The organism is Acinetobacter legionensis (assembly GCF_057165765.1).
The window spans coordinates 1,926,221-1,947,264 of record NZ_CM169896.1 but is presented as its reverse complement, the minus strand read 5'-3'; the positions used below and the strand labels follow the sequence as shown (position 1 = coordinate 1,947,264).

15 protein-coding genes and 1 pseudogene are annotated in these 21,044 nt (G+C 36.3%); 8 read left to right on the top strand and 8 right to left on the bottom strand.

Annotated features, from left to right (window positions below):
• Positions 1 to 28: 28 nt before the first annotated feature.
• The 5 genes from benA to benE all read left to right on the top strand — a co-directional run bounded on the left by benA (position 29) and on the right by benE (position 5,156).
• Entirely contained in the window at positions 29 to 1,429 is a 1,401-nt protein-coding gene (gene benA, locus AC2G3J_RS08860) for a benzoate 1,2-dioxygenase large subunit (RefSeq protein ID WP_336950937.1), read from the top strand.
• The gene (gene benB / locus AC2G3J_RS08855) at positions 1,426 to 1,935 is read left to right on the top strand and encodes a benzoate 1,2-dioxygenase small subunit (RefSeq protein ID WP_336950936.1); all 510 of its coding nucleotides are present in this window, start codon (positions 1,426 to 1,428) and stop codon (positions 1,933 to 1,935) included. Before benA ends, benB begins: the two co-directional genes overlap by 4 nt.
• A gap of 106 nt (positions 1,936 to 2,041) precedes the next feature.
• A complete protein-coding gene (gene benC / locus AC2G3J_RS08850; protein WP_004719894.1) occupies positions 2,042 to 3,058 on the top strand; it encodes a benzoate 1,2-dioxygenase electron transfer component BenC in 1,017 nt (338 codons plus the stop codon).
• A 27-nt stretch (positions 3,059 to 3,085) separates the two neighbouring features.
• Positions 3,086 to 3,871: a benzoate diol dehydrogenase BenD gene (gene benD / locus AC2G3J_RS08845; protein ID WP_419820341.1), complete on the top strand. Its 786-nt coding sequence runs from the start codon at positions 3,086 to 3,088 to the stop codon at positions 3,869 to 3,871.
• A gap of 58 nt (positions 3,872 to 3,929) precedes the next feature.
• Entirely contained in the window at positions 3,930 to 5,156 is a 1,227-nt protein-coding gene (gene benE, locus AC2G3J_RS08840) for a benzoate/H(+) symporter BenE (RefSeq protein ID WP_105712505.1), read from the top strand.
• Between the two features lie 136 nt (positions 5,157 to 5,292).
• Here benE and AC2G3J_RS08835 read toward each other — a convergent pair whose 3' ends face one another.
• The 5 genes and pseudogenes from AC2G3J_RS08835 to AC2G3J_RS08815 all read right to left on the bottom strand — a co-directional run bounded on the left by AC2G3J_RS08835 (position 5,293) and on the right by AC2G3J_RS08815 (position 12,583).
• Positions 5,293 to 6,330: a hypothetical protein gene (locus AC2G3J_RS08835; protein WP_483770965.1), complete on the bottom strand. Its 1,038-nt coding sequence runs from the start codon at positions 6,328 to 6,330 to the stop codon at positions 5,293 to 5,295.
• 39 nt (positions 6,331 to 6,369) lie between these two features.
• Positions 6,370 to 7,301 (bottom strand): annotated as a pseudogene (locus tag AC2G3J_RS08830) (IS5 family transposase).
• Positions 7,302 to 7,964: 663 nt separating this feature from the next.
• On the bottom strand, positions 7,965 to 8,414 hold the full coding sequence (locus AC2G3J_RS08825; protein ID WP_336950931.1) for a hypothetical protein: 450 nt from the start codon (positions 8,412 to 8,414) through the stop codon (positions 7,965 to 7,967).
• 15 nt (positions 8,415 to 8,429) lie between these two features.
• On the bottom strand, positions 8,430 to 9,737 hold the full coding sequence (locus AC2G3J_RS08820; RefSeq protein WP_483770964.1) for a M15 family metallopeptidase: 1,308 nt from the start codon (positions 9,735 to 9,737) through the stop codon (positions 8,430 to 8,432).
• Positions 9,738 to 9,739: 2 nt separating this feature from the next.
• Positions 9,740 to 12,583 (bottom strand): type VI secretion system Vgr family protein, encoded by a 2,844-nt coding sequence (locus AC2G3J_RS08815; protein WP_336950928.1) that lies wholly within the window; start codon positions 12,581 to 12,583, stop codon positions 9,740 to 9,742.
• A gap of 588 nt (positions 12,584 to 13,171) precedes the next feature.
• On the opposite strand from AC2G3J_RS08815, the gene AC2G3J_RS08810 reads away from it, so the two are divergent.
• Entirely contained in the window at positions 13,172 to 14,470 is a 1,299-nt protein-coding gene (locus AC2G3J_RS08810) for an MFS transporter (RefSeq protein WP_336950927.1), read from the top strand.
• 108 nt (positions 14,471 to 14,578) lie between these two features.
• The gene (locus AC2G3J_RS08805) at positions 14,579 to 14,914 is read left to right on the top strand and encodes a hypothetical protein (RefSeq protein WP_336950926.1); all 336 of its coding nucleotides are present in this window, start codon (positions 14,579 to 14,581) and stop codon (positions 14,912 to 14,914) included.
• Positions 14,915 to 15,058: 144 nt separating this feature from the next.
• Here AC2G3J_RS08805 and AC2G3J_RS08800 read toward each other — a convergent pair whose 3' ends face one another.
• A complete protein-coding gene (locus AC2G3J_RS08800) occupies positions 15,059 to 17,089 on the bottom strand; it encodes a DUF4034 domain-containing protein (RefSeq protein WP_483770963.1) in 2,031 nt (676 codons plus the stop codon).
• Positions 17,086 to 18,981: a DUF1266 domain-containing protein gene (locus AC2G3J_RS08795; protein ID WP_483770962.1), complete on the bottom strand. Its 1,896-nt coding sequence runs from the start codon at positions 18,979 to 18,981 to the stop codon at positions 17,086 to 17,088. The genes AC2G3J_RS08800 and AC2G3J_RS08795 overlap by 4 nt, the downstream gene beginning before the upstream one ends.
• Positions 18,982 to 19,152: 171 nt before the next feature.
• Between AC2G3J_RS08795 and AC2G3J_RS08790 the strand changes: the two genes are divergently transcribed.
• The gene (locus tag AC2G3J_RS08790) at positions 19,153 to 19,854 is read left to right on the top strand and encodes an SIR2 family NAD-dependent protein deacylase (RefSeq protein ID WP_336950923.1); all 702 of its coding nucleotides are present in this window, start codon (positions 19,153 to 19,155) and stop codon (positions 19,852 to 19,854) included.
• Between the two features lie 54 nt (positions 19,855 to 19,908).
• Here the strand turns inward: AC2G3J_RS08790 and AC2G3J_RS08785 are convergent, their stop codons facing one another.
• Positions 19,909 to 20,910: a hypothetical protein gene (locus tag AC2G3J_RS08785; protein ID WP_336950922.1), complete on the bottom strand. Its 1,002-nt coding sequence runs from the start codon at positions 20,908 to 20,910 to the stop codon at positions 19,909 to 19,911.
• Between the last annotated feature and the right edge of the window lie 134 nt (positions 20,911 to 21,044).

Below are 21,044 nucleotides of genomic sequence, written 5' to 3'. Positions count from 1 at the left end.
CTCTCATTTGGAAAGTCGGAGAACCCATATGCCACGTATTCCTGTTATAAACACCAGCCATCTTGATCGGATTGACGAACTCTTAGTCGATAATTTTGAAACGGGTGAATTTAAACTTCATCGTTCTGTTTTCACAGACCAAGCCCTTTTTGACCTAGAAATGAAATACATCTTTGAAGGCAACTGGGTTTACTTGGCACATGAAAGCCAAATTCCAAATAACAACGATTATTACACCACGAATATGGGTCGTCAGCCCATTATGATTGCGCGTAATCGCAATGGTGAATTAAATGCCATGATCAATGCGTGTTCACACCGTGGCGCACAGCTTTGCCGCCATAAGCGTGGTAATAAAGCGACTTATACATGCCCATTCCATGGATGGACATTTAATAACTCTGGGAAATTACTCAAGGTTAAAGATCCAAGTGATGCTGGGTATTCGGACTGCTTCAATAAAGAAGGTTCACACGACCTGAAAAAAGTAGCACGTTTTGAAAGCTATAAAGGTTTTTTATTTGGCAGTTTAAATCCAGATGTGCCAAGTTTAGAAGAATTTTTAGGTGAAACAACCAAAATCATTGACATGATTGTAGATCAATCTGAGCAAGGCTTAGAGGTTTTACGTGGTGCTTCAACCTATACCTATGAAGGCAACTGGAAACTGACTGCTGAAAATGGTGCAGATGGTTATCATGTTTCAGCTGTACATTGGAACTACGCTGCGACCACTCAGCAACGTAAAGAAAAACAGCAAGAAAATGACAATGTACGTGCAATGAGTGCAGGTGCTTGGGGCAAACAAGGGGGTGGCTCATACGGTTTCGAACATGGACATATGCTGTTATGGACTCAATGGGCAAATCCTGAAGATCGTCCTAATTATCCAAAAGCAGATGAGTATACTGAAAAATTCGGTGCGCCAATGTCGAAATGGATGATCGAACGTTCACGTAACTTATGCCTTTACCCAAATGTCTATTTCATGGATCAATTTGGTTCACAAATTCGTGTATTACGTCCAATTTCAGTCAATAAAACTGAAGTGACGATTTACTGTATTGCACCCGTCGGTGAAAGTCCTGAAGCACGTGCACGCCGTATTCGCCAATACGAAGATTTCTTTAATGCTTCGGGCATGGCAACTCCTGATGACCTTGAAGAATTCCGTGCTTGTCAAGCGGGTTATGCTGGTATTGAGCTTGAATGGAATGACATGTGTCGTGGGTCAAAACACTGGATTCAAGGCCCAGATGATGCGGCCAATGAAATTGGTTTAAAACCTAAACTGAGTGGTATTAAAACAGAAGATGAAGGCTTATATCTCGCCCAACATCAATACTGGTTAGAAATGATGAAACATGCCATTCAATCTGAAAAAAATCTTGCTCAACAAGAAACATCTCAGCAAGGAGCAACAGCATGAATGCAACTGCAAACATCGATCAAATTTCTTTAGAAAATATTGCGCAATTTCTCTACCGCGAAGCTCGTTTTTTAGATGATGAACAATGGGATCAATGGCTGGCCTGCTACTCACCCTCGGCATGTTTTTGGATGCCTGCGTGGGATGATGATGATCGTTTAACCGAAGATCCTCAGTCTGAAATTTCCTTGATTTATTACCCAGACCGTCAAGGTTTGGAAGACCGTGTTTTCCGGATTAAAACTGAGCGTTCTTCAGCAACCATGCCTGATACACGCACTTGCCACAATATTAGCAATATTGAAATTATCGAAAGAGATGGTGACAAAGTCACAGTCCGCTTTAACTGGAATACGCTGAGCTTTCGTTACAAAAACAGTTATAGCTACTTTGGTATGTCTCGTTATGTCATCGACTTTTCTGCTACACAACCACAGATTCTCAATAAATATGTGGTGTTAAAAAATGACTACATCAATCAAGTCATCGATATTTACCACCTCTAATTTTTTATCTCGAATGGTGTAAAAAATATGAGGTGTTTGCTTTAGTCAAATGGAAAGTTGGATAAAGCACTCAAAAGTTTTAAAGATTTTTATAGGATTTTCAGCCATGTCAAACCACAATGTTGCTCTTCAATTTGAAGATGGCGTAACGCGTTTTATCTCAGTTACACAAGGTGAAACTTTATCTGATGCAGCATATCGCCAGAAAATCAATATTCCTTTAGATTGCCGTGATGGTGCTTGCGGTACATGTCGTGCTTTTTGTGAATCGGGTTCGTTTGACATGCCTGAAGAAAGTTATATTGAAGATGCTTTAACACCAGAAGAGGCTGAACAAGGCTATATCTTGGCCTGCCAATGCAGACCTTCTTCTGACGCAGTATTCCAGATTCAAGCTTCATCTGAAGTATGCAAAACCGAAATTCATGCATTTCAAGGCACATTATCTCGTGTGGAAAAACTCTCTGATTCCACCATCACTTTCGATATTCAATTAGATGAAGGTCAGCCCGATATTCATTTTCTTGCAGGTCAGTATGTCAATGTGGCAATTCCACAAACTACTGAAACGCGTTCTTATTCCTTCAGTTCTAAACCCGGAAATCGCTTAACAGGCTTTGTGGTACGTAATGTTCCAAATGGAAAGATGAGTGACTTTTTAAGTGCCAATGCCAAAGCGGGTGACAAAATGACCTTTACTGGTCCATTTGGAAGTTTTTACCTTCGTAATGTAGTTCGTCCTGTCGTTATGTTGGCAGGCGGGACAGGTATTGCACCGTTTATGTCGATGTTACAAGTGCTTGAAGACAAAGGCTCACAACACCCTGTACGCTTAGTATTTGGAGTAACCAATGACTTTGACCTTGTGGCACTTGAAAAGCTCAATGAACTGCAAAATAAACTGCCATGGTTTGAATACCGTACAGTCGTTGCACATGCTGAATCAACACATGAACGCAAAGGTTATGTGACAGGTCATATTGACAATGACTGGTTAAATGGCGGTGACGTCGATGTTTATTTATGTGGTCCTGTACCTATGGTTGAAGCTGTTCGAGGCTGGTTGGATACTGAAGGGATTAAACCTGCAAACTTCTTATTTGAGAAATTCTCTGCAAACTAAAATCGTACTGTTCAGGAGCTGAGAAGAATGTCAGATCGCCTAAGATTCAAAAATAAAGTTGTCATTGTTACTGGTGCAGCACAAGGTATTGGACGTGGTGTCGCCTTACAAGTGGCAGCGGAAGGTGCGCATGTGGTTATGGCCGATCGTTCAGAATATGTCGAAGACGTGCTTGTTGAAATTAGCAAAAATGGCGGTGATGCAATCACCGTCCATGCAGATTTGGAAACTTTAGCGGGTGCTCAAGCTGTCGTTGCTAAAGCTATTGAAAGCTATAACCGTGTTGACATTCTGATTAACAATGTCGGTGGTGCAATTTGGATGAAACCGTTTCAAGAGTTTTCTGAAGAGGAAATTATCAAAGAAGTGCATCGCTCGCTATTTCCAACTCTATGGTGTTGTCGAGCAGTCATGCCCGAAATGATCAAAAATCAAAAAGGTACCATTGTTAATGTATCCTCTATTGCAACATGCGGTATTCATCGAGTGCCCTATTCAGCCTCAAAAGGTGGTGTAAATGGTCTAACCACAGCACTTGCATTTGAACATGCCAAAGATGGTATCCGGGTTAATGCTGTTGCGACTGGTGGTACAGAAGCACCTCCACGTAAAGTCCTACGCAATACTACGGCATTGACCGAAAATGAAAAACAATGGATGCAAGATGTGGTAGATCAAACCATTGATCGTACTTTTATGGGCCGTTATGGTTCGATTCAGGAACAGGTCAATGCAATATTATTTCTTGCGTCTGATGAATCCTCTTATATGACAGGTTCAATCGTTCCTGTAGGTGGTGGCGATCAGGGTTAAAGCTGGTCTTTTTTATATAGCAGGATCATTGAAATTCAATGCATGGAGGCTTTGCCCAATGGCATCCCTGTTCAAAACGTTAAAACAAGATTGGTCTTTGTCAGCGACAGTTGCAGGATTTTTAGCTGTACTGATTTCTTATGCAGGGCCAATGATCATTTTTTTTCAGGCCGCTCAACAAGCCAATGTTTCCTCAACCATGATGGCATCATGGATCTGGGGGAGCTCTATTGGCGCGGCAATCACTGGAATCATTTTATCCATTAAATTTAAAACGCCGATTATTACCGCATGGTCAGCACCGGGAACGGCGCTCTTGGTGGCTTTATTTCCGCATATTTCCCTCAATGAAGTTGTTGCAGCCTATATTACTTCTGCAATCATTATTTTTATCATTGGGATTACTGGTTCTTTTGACAAACTTTTAAAATGGATACCACAAGGGCTGGCAGCGGGAATGATGGCTGGAATTTTGTTCCAGTTTGGTTTAGGTCTGTTTAAAGCTACTGACACAATGCCCTATGTGGTTTTTGGTATGCTGATCTGTTTTTTACTGGCAAAACGCTTTTCACCTCGCTATGCCATAATTTGGGTATTATTTTCAGGTATTGCGCTCAGTTTTATCTTTGGAAAAATCAATCCAGTACCAATGGATTTTTCATTGGCAGTTCCTGTTCTGATCAGCCCAGAGTGGACCTGGTCTTCTACATTAAACCTTGCAATTCCACTTACAATTGTCAGTTTAACGGGTCAGTTCTTGCCGGGTATGGCAATTCTCAAACTGAATCATTACGAAACACCTGCTAAACCGATTTTAAGCATAGCCAGTATCACCTCTATTGCTGTGGCTTTTACTGGTGGAATCACGATTGTGTTAGCAGCGATTACTGCTGCACTTTGCACGGGTAAAGATTCGCATGAACTGAAAGAAAAACGCTATATCGCAGGTATTGCCAATGGCATCTTCTATATTTTAGGGGGATTATTTGCAGGCAGTTTGGTGATGCTATTTAGCATACTTCCCAAAGAGTTGATTGCGGCACTTGCTGGATTGGCCTTACTCGGAGCAATTACCACCAATCTTGGTATTGCAATGAAAGATGAAACACAACGAGATGCTGCCATCATTACTTTTCTTGCCACTGTATCAGGTATGCATTTTTTAGGATTTAGTTCGGTTTTCTGGGGAATTTGTATTGGCATGATCGCACACTTGATTTTAACTCGACAACAATCAAAGGCTGCCATTCCTACTCCAATACAAGATTCGCCGCAAAGTCAATAAACCAATATATTCACTTAATAATCAGTATAAAATCCCATGCAGTTCGATGGGATTTTTATGTAATAACGCGTTCTGGAATATAACCAAGTTTCGCTTTATGAAAGCGCCATTTCTTGCAGTTTAATCTTTAAATATTTCACTGTAGTTTATTAGTGATTTCTAAATACCAAATCGTTTCACCCCAATCACTATTTTCAATTTTTGGAAAAATTTCTCCTTGTTCAAAATAACGAGATTGAGATTTGTTTGCTGGACTCCACCAATATCCTGATCTTGGGCAACTTTGTTCTGCAAAGCCTTTTAAACTGTCAGTTTGGATCATTTCTGCAGAACCACCATCATCTGCAATTCTTTCAATTAATATCCAATTCGCTTCAGCATACAATGTTTCATATGTGTCTGGATCGTGCCCAACAGCAAGAACGCTTGCTACACCATTATCTTCTTCTTCGCTTGCTGCCATAAATTCGATCCGATCCCCTATTTCTTCACACAAATAGATGCCTGTTTTTTCTAACTTTTCATTAGACTTAACCATTATTTCTGGATTTATACGATAAATTGGATAACTGTTTGGCAAATCAAGGATAATATTATTAAATATATCGATTTTTTTAAAATCATAAATAAGCGTATCCATATCCCAATAGGTTGGATATGTTTGTCCTATAACTGAAGCATAACTTGTTGCTATTGAATGATAATCCCAACATTTTTTAACTTTATCATAGGGTAAATCATCCATCCAATGAGGGGAAAACTCGCTTATACCTTTCTGATCAGAACTAATTTCACCAACATAATTAAGATAAGTAAAATCTCCTGATTTTATTTTTGCATAAGCATAATCTATGCGATCCATCGTGGACCTAAAATTTGGTAAAACTGTACCGCCCCAATTAATATCTGCCCGTTCAGGTAAAGGAAAATCTCTTAAGTTATAAGGAAGATTATGCATATATATTTCAAATAATTCTTCTAAACCATCTAAAAATTGACGATGATTGTTACGTACAATTTCAAAAAAATGCAAAACGCTAAATTGTTCAAGTAAATAGGCTTCTTTCGGACTAAATGTATAAAAACTGCTTGGATTGGGTTTTTTGTCTCTCAACTGCAAATATACTTTCGCACAATCATTTTTAATCTCTGGTTTTTTAGGACTTTGTTGCACAAAGTCTTGAAAGTTAGAGTTTTCCTAAGTGACATAAATTTAAGTCACAACTCTAGTATATGGACGACCTAATTTAATAAATTTATTGAGCACTGCTACGCGTGCGTGAATCTCATTCACTTGGCTTTGGAAGTTCCCAGCAGTCAGTTTATCTCCTAATAGTTTGATACAGTGCATCTTAGTTTCCACTAAACTTCTTCGATGATAGCCTATCCAATTTTTCCATATCGTCCTGCCCAAATGCTTAATCGTTCTTAATCGTTCATTTCTTTCTAGTGAATGAGTTTTTATATCTTTCCACAGCTTCGCATTCTTTCTTGGTGGAATAACGACATGAGCTTTTCTAGATGCAATCAATTGACGGCAAATCTTAGTGTCATAAGCACCATCGGCATAGACTGAGTCTATTTGTTCTTCTTGTGGAATTTGATGAAGTAAATCACCGAGTACCTGTGAATCACTGAGATTGTTCGTTGTGAGCTGAACTGCACGTCTTTGCAGGATTTTGGCATCTAACTCTATGTGTAATTTACGCCATTGGCGACGATAATCGGGTTGGTATTTCTTCCTTTTCCATTCACCTTCACCTAAAAACTTTAAACCAGTAGAATCCACAAGTAGATGTAATCCATTACTGCTTTTTTGATAGCCAATCGCAAATCACTATGCTTTTGTCTTCTGCAAAGAGTTGAGTAATCTGATGCAGCCCAATCTAAACCACAACTTTGAATGAGGTTTTAAATAAATCCCAAGGCCATTCGTAAAGTTAAACGAAATAGAAATTTGATCATCAAACAGCATTGAATTACTGTATCGGAGTAGGTTTGATTTCATCCTTGTTTGCTTTTTAATGGCGCATACCATTGGGTAGTAGGATCAAACCAGTTCGAGAGATTCCCTCGATTCACCAAAGCTTGGTTGTAAGAAGACCAATTCGTTGTACGATAGGTTTTAGGTGCAGACTTATTCATTCGGAAATTATATTACTGAATCAGACCTTACCAACACCTTTGTGCAACAAAGCCATTACACATTGATTCTTATTAACATTGTAAATACTTACTTTATTATCTAATATAGGACCTCAATTATCAACGTCATAATCTGCAACAAACCTTTGTAATAATTTATATCTATTAACAATCTCGTATCCAGTACATTTAATATCAGTTTTGGTTTTCACAGTACGGTACTAAAGATAAAAAGCTATTAAAAACAAAAACCTCATTAAATACGCCTTACTAAAATATAATATTTTTAAACTACCTATTTTAAAAATTAGCTTCTAAAAAACCTCATCGATTGATTTTTTCAATAAATTAATTTTCAAAATTCCATTAACAAATATAAAACCCAAATTTTATAAAATTCGAGACAATCTAATATAACTTTTTGTTAACTTGTGATTATATTTAAAAACTATAACCCATTAATTTTAATAAATTTATCAAAATAAATTTTATCATCATTAATTAAATAAGTTTTGGTTAAAATAAATAACATATCATTAACAAATACCAGAATTGAATAAGATAACAATACTATAGAGACAATTATTTTACTCAAGTCCTCACCTCAACCGCTATAAAAACCCATAATAAGTCAGTATAAATTAAAAATTTAAATTCTTAAAATCAACATACTGCTGCAGTTTTTTTATTAAAATTTTCCCTATATTTAATAAAATCTTCTTTTAAACTTATTTGTACCTCTTTTCCACTTAAATAATCTCCGTATTTTATTTGATCTGATTTAATCTTAGCATCATCATCTAAAAAAATAGAAGCAAATTCTTGTTGTGAACTTCTCAACATTTTCCCTTTTTTAAAATAAACTATACTTTCATATCCTCCAAAATTAGACTCATTATCTAACCTTGACACAATTACACATTGCGCAGCATCAATTTTATAAATATGTGCATACATAGTTAATACCATGTCGTTATCATAATTTGCTGGAATACTTAATGATTGTAACACTTTATACTTTTTACTGATTTCTTCACCTGTAAGTAAATTTTCCTTTGCTTTGATATTTGTAGTTATAAAAAATACTAAGGCTACGAAAATTCTTAAAATCATATCAAAGTCATCCTTTTAAAAAGTTAATTTTTTATAATTGCTTACACCTAATTGCAAAAGCTGTGGCTTTAAAATACGCCAAGTTTTACCATTAGGATGTAATTCGAAATGAGGATAGTCTGGTTTAAGTTTTCCATTCTTTTTAAATATGCCACCCCATACTAAGCCCAAACTTTCTCCTATTGGACCGAGTTTTTTACTATCTTCTACAGATTGAGAGTCACTAGTAAGATATGTAATTTTACCATCTCTTACAGATACTATATCTATAGCTAAGCCATATTGGTGATAGCTTTGCAATGGTCCTGCATTAGTCACCCCACCAGATAATTTACCTTGAGCAGCAGGACTTCTATAACCATCAGTAATAACCCACGTAATACCAAGTTGTTCGTAAGCCATATTAATTAATTTAATAACAATAGGTTGATAAACAGAGTGTAGTTCAGCTATTCGAGCTAGAGTTCTCTTATAATGCTTTTCTCCACCACATGCTTCAGGCCGCAGACCATTTGCATTAACTGACTCAGGCGATACCACTGTCGCAACAGGTGTTGACTCTTTGTTTTTTGATGCGTCTTGTTTCACTTTTGGGGTTACAGGCTTTTTCTCATCATTTTTCTTCACTGTAGTTAATTTTACTTGACGCTCATAAACTCTTAACTTTTGATTAGGGCTCAAGCGATCACTACTTAGACCACTTAATTTTTTTATTTCATCAACTGTATTTCCTGTTAGTTTGGCGATCAAAGGTAACGTATCTGTTTGCTGAACAACGATAATCTTCGTTTTTTCTTGCTGATTTGGCTTTGGTTCTTGTGGTTTTGGTTTATTTTCTGACGAAGACGTTAAATTTGTTTGTTTAATTGGAAGCTTTAATACTTGCCCCGGATGAATATCAGTATCATTTTTTAGACTATTAATCCTGAGTAATTCAGCTGTCGTTGTATTATTATCCACTGCAATTCGAGATAAATAGTCTCCTTCGTCAACAATATAGGTTGATCTTATATATGTCCCAGTAGCGACATCTTTAGCAGAAAGATTTAAACCTTTTAGCAGTACTTTTGGGCTACGTATAATAAAAGTAGTTTTTTCTCCAATTAAGTGTATTTTTACTTTTGACTCATATTTTCCTGAAGTTATATTTCTTACTCGAATATCTATGATTGTACCTATTGGACGTTTGATCCATACTGATTCACCGTTCGTAGAAGTTACAAAATCTGATATAAGTAATGTGCCAACCCAAAGTTGATGAACTAAACCATTAATAGGTTGATCTAGCGCATCTAAAAACCGAATATTTGCTAAACAATCCATAATTATATCTCTTGATCATGTGCCTCACAGTTACAGTGATATTCAAAATCATTATTTTCATTGCCATCATCAATAGATACAGTCCATGCTTCATTTGCTCCTATGAGAATTTCATAATCTTGATTTTCAACTGTATCTACACGTTGAGTCCGACCATGTGCATCTAAATTTCCTGAAATGTAGGTACTATTCTTAGTATTGATTAACTTATATTTAACTTCTGAAAATTTATTTTCATAAAATAAGTTATAAAAATCCCATTTATTCGTAAAAGATTTAATTTCATTCATGATTGGGAGTAATGGAATTTCAGTTTTAACTTTCTGTCCTCCCTGAAACTTCTGTTGCCCAGACTTTACTTCAAATAAACGATCTGTTTCGCATAGAATTCCTGTACTGTTCAAGGTAATCCTTGAGGATTTCCCCGTAATCTGAACTTCTTTCGGGCTATTGATTTCAATTTTGTCTTCTGTCGAAGATATCGTGATCCCGAGTTTGGCAAATAGTTCCAAAGCATTCGCCTGCGCATGAATATTAAATTTACCCTGTGCTGCGATAAAGTTGATGCCATCCATCACTGAAAATAAACTTATTTTATTTTTTGCATGCACAATCAAGTTTTTTTGCGAGCTAAAGTTAATACTATCACCAGCAATTTGATTAATTTGAGCATCCGCAGATAAATGGATATTTTCAGGAGTGCTTAAAGCAATCCCATCTTGTGAACTGAGTAAAAGCACGGCTTGATTAAATTTGGCAATTTCTTGTTGGATCTGTTTAGCAAATACTTTTAGTTGCTCAACTGACTCTATTTCATCGGTCTTTTGGTTCTTGGCAATATCACTGAGTGCTTTAATTCTGATTTGACTGCCTTCAAGTTGTTTCTTGGCAGGCTCTGCATCAAGATGATTACCTTTGGCCTGCACTTGTTGATAGGTTGATAGCAATAAACCTCGCCCTGCACGCACCGCACCCCATTGGTCAGTTCTTAACTCAAAACCTTCTCCTCGCCCTTCACTGGTCTCGGTTTCTTTTGGGTGGCTGAGATTACCCAAGTTGAGTTGGCTTGTCGCATGACTACTCTGTAATTGACTGCTTATTTGGTTGGTCGTATCATCAAAGCGAAGTTGATTGTAGCCACTGCCCTGATATTCCTTAGTTTTAATCCCTGCTAATTTTTTTGTGTCAGGCAACTTGCCTTTGTCATCAAACTTAGTCGGATAACGACACCCTTCATGAATTCGTCCCACCACAAAGGGTCTGTCAATGTCACCATTACTGAAAGAGATCATGACGATCTCTCCAACCCTCGGTAAAAATAGTGCCCCATAGCCTTCTCCTGCCCAAGGCGTCAGTACATCGACCCAAGCCGAATCTGTATCATTGTCATTTGAACCTGCACCACCATCATGGGTGTGGTCTTCATTTCGAGTGAACAAGAAGCGTACTTTGATACGTCCCCATTCATCGACATGAATTTCCTCCCCATCCATCCCGACAACTTTTGCTCGTTGTGGATGTGTTATAGGTCGTTGTTGCAGTAGGTTATATTCAGGAACGACGTCGATGTTTCGACGTTGCAATACAAGCTGATTGGCTTGACGTTCATCTTTGTTATTGGTGATGATATTGTTCAATTGCCAATGACTTTGTTTAAGTAATGCTGTCACTTGATCATTCAGGTCTTTAGGCAAGTTGTTCTGATTATAGAATGTCTTTGAGGTGATCAAAAACTCTTTGTCTGCACCTGAATGCTGATCTATTTCAGGATGTTCATTAAATTCAAACCAATACCCCACATATGCATCTCTTACTGTAGAAATAGCAATAAATTTTTTGGCTTGTAGATCGAAATATTTACTCAAGTTTTCATTGAGCTTTTCAATTTGGACATGACCAGATTTGGTTACACCATCTTCACCTTTTAAGTCCTGTATCCATGCAGGACTGACATGAAATGCCTGTTCTAAAGCTAAACTTGCCACATTCTGATTGGCTGAATGCTTATGCTTGCTAAGAACTGAACCTGCACCTTCTTCTTGTTCTAAAGCATCCGCTTGCCATCTTTGTACATGTACAGCCGTAGGCTGAATAGAACGTAAACCAGTAAATGCCGTTATGCTATCTTGTCTTTCTACAGCACTGCTACGGTGAAAACGGATACTACGGCGATCTAGTGCTTTGTATTGTGCATTATGATCGATTAGACGTAGTATCTGTGGTTGAATCTGCTCTGAAGAACTAGAAACTTTATGCTGCGCTTCATCGACTAAGATGCTTATCCCTTCAGAAGCCAACAACCGTTGAATGAAGTCAAAATCGAGCTCATTGCTCTGCATGATGAATGGTCGGACATCATAGTCTTTAGTTAAACCAGTTTTATCCAAAGTCAGGCTTGAGGCAAACAATGGACTTCGCTCTCGCCATTCTTGAAATAGAACCTCCACAACTTGAACAACAGATTTATTCACAAACACTCTGGAGTTTCTGCGATATTTCCAAAGCGCTGTGGGGTCTTCTACTGTAAGGCGATAAATTGTAAGAGAACCGTCACTGGCACCTACATCGGCTTTGGTTACGATCCCTGAAATTCGATTCAGCTCAGATTTGTCATTAACAATATCCACGGCCACTTGACTACCAACAAAGCTTTTTAGAGCAATGCTTGCTGATGTAGATAGACAAGTTAATTGTAGGTTAATGCCTAAGTTAAGTGCATGTGTCCCATCAATACGTTGCAGGAACACTTGATCATTTAAAGATGAATTTGAAAATAGAACATGGATCGTTCGATTCTGTGCTGTTAGCCCCAATTTTTCTAAAGCAAAATAAATATTATTCAACATAATCTATTGTGTAGTTTTTTTAAGTTGTATATTACTTTATAATAAAAAATAATATTTTGTCTACCATAGGAGACTTTTCATGTGAATTTCAATTTATTGATTTTTTTATAATATTTTATAATTTAGAGTACATATTATGAAATTCAACTTTTGCATAAATGCTATAATATAATTTAAAATTATTTTTATATAAATTTAATAAAACAAAAGTTCGATCCATTATTTCCTTTCAAAAAAAGCTGATCTTATTGTGTGATATTTTTATATACTTCCCATCCAAAACTATTTAATTTAAATAGTCACTAGATTTATCTATTAATCTTTTCTGATAATTATTTATTTTTTTCATTTTCACAATATGCAATTAATCAATAAATTCTCATATTATGCAAATTAAAACAAGAACATTCTTGCATTAATTTATAGATATAGCTGTATAAAGCTGTGTATTTTTTGTACCAATACCGTATTTGTATAATCGTTTAATTTTAAAATCGAAATGCAAAATCTAAATGGTTTGAAATGCAAAAAAATTAATTTTTCACATTTTAAAGCATAAAAATCGCAGCAGCATAATAAGGATATTTTATGACTGAAACACATATATATCAGCCACATGAAAAACGTAATCGTGTCATGGCTATCGTTGGGGCTGCTTCTGGTAACTTGGTGGAATGGTTTGATTTCTATATTTATGCAGCATTCGCAACCTATTTCACCCACGCATTAACCGCTCCAGATATGGATGACTCTACAAAAGCAATTTATGTGTGGGGTGTCTTTGCTGCTAGTTTTTTCATGCGGCCCATAGGCAGTTGGCTCTTTGGCTGGATTGGCGATACCTATGGACGTAAAAAATCCATGATCATTTCTATTACCTTAATGGCAATCAGTTCATTTTTATTTGCAGCACTCCCTACTTATGATCAAGTCGGTATGGCAGCACCATTTCTATTATTGGCTGTACGACTTCTACAAGGACTTTCAGTAGGTGGTGAGTATGGTACTGTTGCAACCTATATGAGTGAAGTTGCATTAAAAGGTCAACGTGGTTTTTATTCCTCTTTTCAGTATGTGACGTTGTCTGGCGGACAACTTTTAGCAAGTCTTTTGGGTGTAATCATGTTGGCACTCATGTCCAAAGAACAGTTAATGGATGGAGGCTGGCGTATTCCATTTATTATTGGTGGTGTTGTTGCCATTCTTTCATTCTTTGCACGACGACATTTAAAAGAAACTTTATCTGAAAATGATAGTGCGAAAGAGGGTTCAGGCAGTTTAAAAGAATTACTCAGCAAGAACTGGAATACCTTTCTGCTGGTGGTTGGTTATACCTCAGCGGGTTCTTTATGTTTTTACATCATCACCGTATATTCAAAAACCTATATCACCAGCCTTGGATTTGCAGACAAAACCGTCGGCTATATGATGACCATTGCCCTATTTGTATTTATGTGTGCGCAACCTTTGTTCGGAATGCTGGCAGATCGAATTGGTCGTCGTGCTTCAATGATGCTCTTCAGTACCAGCTGTGCTATTTTTATCTACCCTGTAATGGTCATTGCGATGCCATATTTTAGTGGTTCAGCGTTTATTGTGACTTTGTTACTGATCTTCTTAATGATGTTGCTCAGTTTCTATACCTCTATCAGTGGTTTAGTTAAAGCAGAAATGTTTCCACCACATATTCGAGCCCTTGGGGTTGGTTTTGCTTATGCAGTCGGTAATGCAATCTTTGGTGGTTCTGCCCCTGCAGTTGCATTAAAGTTAAAAGACCTCGGTCATGAAAATAGCTTTTTTGTTTATGTGATTGTCATGCTGATTATTTGTCTGTTCTGTAGCATGCAATTACCTAAACAGCCGAAATATTTACACCATGATCATTAGCCTCTGCATTTTAAGGTCTGTTTTACAGACCTTTTCTTTTAATACACGCCTTTTATTGTAAAATATCCTCGTATATACAATAAAGTCGTATTAAACCTTGAGGAAAAGATGAAAAAGATATTGCTTATTCTTATCTGTATTTCGTATAGTCATTTTGCCAATGCTCAAACTCAAAACTATATATTGGTCAATGGTGGTGGAATTGATGATAATGGTTTACTGTTGAAAAACATCCAAGGTAAAACTATTTATGCATATTGCAATCAAAAGTGCGGGCAATGGTTTGACCATGATGAAGAAACAAGCGGACAAATTTTAAAAAAGGAATATATTGAAAAAAAAATCCAAGCAGATATTCAATTTGAAAAGAATGCAGATCGAGTCATGGGTCCAAGTGCTGATGAGTCCTTTTATTTTATTAATCAAATTAAATTTATTGAATAATTTAAAAATAAATCATGAAATTAGAAGCCTTTCATTCTTTTTTAAAGTCATGATCTTAAGGTCAAAAGCATTATGTTCTATATTATGGACTTAATATTCAATTTTAAAATATTTTAGCTTCATATTTCACTCCTCAGAAACCAACTAAATTAAAACATCTTGACGCCCAGGTATGTCTGAAGCGGCGATACTGGCAATTGTTTGATTATACTTTTTGATACTGCGCTTGGTTTTTCCCATAATTTCATATAAAACTTCTTTTACAAGCTCCTGCTCTGGAGCTTGTAAATAAGCCGCCTGACACCATGTAACTGCTTCAACATAGTCATAATAATGAGGTCGATTTTTAGGGTCAAAATGCAGTCTTGCGATCGCACACATTGCAGCAATATGGCGTTTATGTGCTTTTGTTTTTAAAACTGCAATCATTTGCTCTGCAATTTCAGGATAATAGCTAAAATTAAATAAGCGGGTGACATAAATATCAATTAAATCATTCAGCAAATCAGAATTAATATAACGATGGTCTTGTTGCGACTTTTCTAAACCTAATCGGCTCTGTTCAAAATACCCTAAACTCTTTTTTAAATATTCTTTAGGTTGAGATTGATTTTCATCCATACTTAAATTTAGATAATGTATACCCATATTATACATGGCAATATAATGACCTTGATCTGCTGCTTTTTTTGCATAATACAGTTCTTGTTTCACATCATATAAGGCATGTTCAGCCAAAGAGTGAATATAACCAGCACTAAAGCAACAATACACAAAGCCTAAATCTGCACCTTGATGTAATAAATCTATAATAAAAATATATCCGTGATCATCATCAAAGTTGTTTGCGACACGAAAAAAACAACAGTAACGCCCTTCAGGATAAGCTTTGGGTGCTTCCAATAATTTTGCCTGTTCATACCAAGATTGAGCAACCAATGGATTTTTTTCAACACTAGACCAACCATGTTGACATAGAAAACCATAAAGAACAGCAGCACTCGCAAGACGCTTTCGATTGGACAACGCGATTCGGCCTAGAAAATCTGAATCTTGAGCATTATGTCGCCAAAAATAAATTGCACGATCAAGATCATACTCATCAAATACAGGATAATCTGCGGCGTTTTGATAACAAGATAAAATTCTTGGATCATTTTCATCTAACAGATAATAAAAATACGCCAATTTTAAATAGATAACTGCTCGATTACGTTCGGTTAAGGGGCGTTTTAATATTGCTTGGGCTTTTTGGATATATTTTTTTATTTCAAGTGTTTGATCTTTATCAAAACTTGTATCAAGCGTATCAAACCATACGATATAATTTAATTCACTTTTTTCGATTTCACTAAAATGTTGACACCAATCCGACTGAGCAAAATCAATAATGGCCTGATGATCGTGTCCCCATCTTGGCAATAGATACCAACAATAATCTCTTACCGCAAGCAAGCCAAAACCTGATTCTTCAATAAATATTTTTAACCAAAAAGCGGCATCAGCTTGAGGTAAATCAATTTCTTCTTTCAAATTTAGATATTTTAGTAAAAGTTGAGGTACATCTTGGGGTAGATCAATTTTTAAATCTTGACTTAAGCCACTTTTCTGCGCCATTGCTTGGGCTGAAGCATTTATTTTATGCACTAAATTTGAAGGATATCGACGCCTAAGCATCCACTCAGAAAACCACTCGGGTTCATCCAAGTGAACTGCCGAATTTAATAGATGCAGCGCAATTGTCCATGTATCCGAACTAAATGCAAAAGCTTGCATTGCGGAAGCATACAACTGCTTTTGCGCCTCTCTTGCACAATCCCACATTTCATCTGTAACATTGCTTGACCATTCTTGCCCACGATATTCCGCTGCCCAAAAAGCCCAATAACGCACACGAACAATATAAGGAAAAAAACTTTCTGGAAAAGCCAAATGCCATTCATTGATATGTTTTAATGCAGTTACGCCATGATTTAAGAATATATCCTTAAACATTTGTTTGGGCTGATCAAACCATTCATTTTCCCAAAGCTGCGGCGATTTATGACTTCGACTTTGCCATAACACATTGAAAAAATCTTCCAATTCTGCATAGTTTTTACTTTCCAATAAACCTTGCGGACAATGGATATCTTTACGAAATACTTCATGGGTATATTCAGATTTAATCATCATTCAGCTACTTTGTTTTTATTATGGGTTGAGAATAAATCAATATTCCATGAATAAAGTGACCAATTATTGGGATATATGGATTGATATAAGTGTAAGTCTTGCTTTGCAGAGCGATCATAATTTTCAAAATCTGAATGTTTAAACATCAAATACAGCTCACGCCCTGCGACATATTTCTCGCCCATATCCTGCCAGCTAGAACAACAGTCTTGAATAATATTCGATGAAGCAACAATGTATTGCCATGCATCATATTCCTGTAATTCATAGAACTGCACCAATAACCGTATAGTAAATATTTTTTGAATATGGCTAAACACCAAAATATCTCTTAAATAACTTGCAGTACCAAATTCACTACTTGAATAAAGATTTTCTAATTGAGCGATTTGAAAATATTGATTTAAAAAATAACGAATCTGTTTCTCTTTAGAACCTGCTTTTTTCTGTTTGATATTTAACAATTGATTTAAATGGTTTTTATATATTTCTGGATGCTGTTCAAAATGCGCTAACGTTAAGCTATCCACCTGATACCATTGAATATGATTACGAAAATAAATCAGATCACCAGTTGCAAGCATCCATTGCTTACGATTGTCCTGCTTTAAATTTAACAGCATCCAAGGCAAAGCAATGATATAGACGATAATTTTAATCATCCAACCAAGCAATGGAATCTTGCTTAAACCATATAAAGTCTGAAGCAACCAGAAATAAGGCTTAAAGATCACGCTCCACAGCGATTTCTTTGACTTTGCTTGACTTAACTCAACCTTTAAATCAAATTTTTTCTCAGTTTGCTTTTGATTTGTATAAGCAAGGATTTCTTCTATATATTTTTCTGATGGGTGCCTGATATGTTCTGGACGATTTAGTCCCAGTAAAAGATGCTGAATCACATTGGTTTGATGATCATATTGTTCCAATAGATGATGATTTTTCATCAACAGCGTTTCAATTTTACAAGGATCATCTAATTCATGAAAATAGAAATATAAGGCTTGATTGACATGATTGGTTAAATCTTCATTTATCTCAGGTTGATAGACGATTCCCATGCTTAAACAATCAGGATTGTGATTATTATTTGGTTGAATATGATTTAAAAATAATAATACATCATCTGCATATTTTTTAACTGGTGCTTGATTCTGCTTACCCTTAATCTGCTCAATACACCAGGCTTCACCATCCCATTCTAAACTGATGGTTACATGGGGCTTATTGCTTGAATCCCTTAAGCTAAAATAACGAAATATCCCCTGCTCTTTTTGCGTCACATAGTATTCACCATAGCCATCTTTCAATTCAATCAGGTTGCTAAACTGCCCTAAACAGTGCTGCATATAACGTGATTCAAATGCCATTTCCTTACGTAACAACATTCCTGTTGCCGTAATTTCAATAAACTTGCCTGTATTTACAGTTAAAACTTCATCAATTGCCTGCTCACTGCTGTCCCATTGCCCTTTTTCTAAACGCTTTTTCATTGCTTCATGATCTTTATGCCAAGCTTCTAACACTTGCTCATAGGTCATTTTCATGAATTTGCCTTTTAAATTGCTTTTTAAACGCGAATTAAAAAACTCTAAAATGGGCTTTTCCAGCTCCAAAATCTGTTCATGTAAAGGATCAACATACAACATCTGATGTTCTGGCTGTTGTTCAAGCTTGTTCAAAAACCATGTAGGAATGGGCTGCGGAAGTTGACAAATTTTCCAAGCAGAGACCGAATTTACATGAAAAACTGGATTAAATTGTTTAATCACATATTCAAAGAATTTCTTTTCAAACCATTGGGTAATTTCTGGATCATCTTTCCGGCGTTGACTACGCTCTACAATTGTCTTTTTTACTTCAGGGGCATTGACAATATCACGTGTTTCCATGCTGTTCCAATTTAACTTATTTCTAGTACATTTGATTTTTATAAAAAATATTCGAAATGATCGAAGTATGACTGACTATTATTTTATAACAAATTAATTCCAATAAAAAACGTTTCAGTCATATTTCACAATATTTATGTTAGCATTTTAAAAATTTTAATTGTTTATCCTATGAAAAAAATTGTAGTTTTCTCAGGTGCGGGAATGAGTGCGGAAAGTGGAATCAGCACTTTCCGAGATAGTAATGGCTTATGGGAGAATTATGATATTCAAGAGGTGGCTACACCTGAAGCTTGGGAGCGTAATCCTGCATTGGTGCAACGTTTTTATAATGAACGACGTCAACATATTCTCCAAGCCCACCCTAATCAAGCACACAATATCATTGCTCAATTCGAACAACATTTTGATGTCATTGTAATTACTCAAAATATTGATGATCTTCATGAACGTGCTGGAAGCCAACAAGTTATTCATTTACATGGCAATATTCGCCTTGCTAAAAGTTCTAAACCCAATTCGCAGTACACAACTCAGTTTTATCCTATAGATGGTTGGCAATTGGATCTAGAACAACATAAATGTCCTGAAGGATATCCACTTCGCCCCCATGTGGTTTGGTTTGGTGAAGCAGTTCCTGCTTATGAAGAAGCAGTACAGATAATCCGTGATGCTGATATTTTTATTGTTATCGGCTCCACATTAACCGTTTACCCTGTGGCAAGTTTGATACACGAGATTCCAGAACACTGTGATGCATATTATATTGATCCACAAGCCAGTTATGAGCGTGTTCCCCAACAATATCAATGTTTAAAAATGAGTGCGACTGAAGGGATGCAACAGCTTTTTGAAAAACTGACAACACATTAAAAAACCAGTGCAATTGCACTGGTTTTAAAAATTACAGCATAGCACTAAGCAAAATTATTCATTTTCATCTGTAGAATTCATCTGATCTTTTGTTACATCTTTAGGCGCTTTAGTCGATGATGAATCATTAAATAATTTATTCATTACAGGTTTAATCACTCGATAAATAATCAAGCCAATAAATACCAGTAAATAAAGAGGCCAAATGGTGACTAAAATAACCAATAAATCCAAAATAAATTGCCAGCCATATTGAACACCTTCCCAAGCACGCTTCCAAAAACTATCACCGTTTAAGCGTGCCACAGCAGCAACATCAACATCCAGACTTTCTCTCACCATCGCAGGTTGCTTAATGGCAATACTAATCGTGCTAAAACGCACACGATCTTGAACTTCAAGTTGGGTTAAACGGGAAATTTCATTCAGCTGTGATGGTTTGGTATCACTTGGAACGCTTTGCGTTTGTCCAATTTTTTCTTCTAAAAGCTTTAACTCAAAACGCTTAGCAGAATATTGTTGTTGATTTAAAAAGTACATCAATGGCAATAACTGATTGACATATATCGCAGCTTTATCACTCGGTACTCTGACAATGATCTCAGCATGCGGATCAACTTTTTCAAAAACTCGGATTTTACCATCCGCAATTTTTTGTGTTTTTACATCGAGTACATCAAAACTGATATTTTTCTGCTCTATAAAGCCACCCGCTTGAAAAGTGAGCTTATCAATTTCTAAAGCAGTTTTCACCACATCTTTGGCTGTGAAATTAACCTGTGCTTCTCGCACCATACGACGTGCTTTTTCTGCTTGGCTGACATCGGTACTTAAAATAGTTTCAGGTTTTTGTTCAGTCAGAGGTGTAGTATCAACAGAATTTTCACTAGCTTGCTCAGTACTTTTTTCTGCGGCATCAGCCGCTTGAACAGCATCCTGAGCAACGACTTGTGCATCTTGAGCAGCTGCTGAAGTTTCAGCAGCTTGTTCCGATTTTTTCGCGCATCCAGAAAGAAGTACCAAGCTTAAGGCGAGAATTAAATGTTTATTATTCATAGATTATTGACTTTTGTTGGTGATTTTAAATTTTGTTGAATTATAAAGAAACTTTACTTTTTTTACCATGCATAAAAATACAGCACCCAAATGCTGTATCTATCAGATCTTTTTTACACGGATCAATAGCCGTA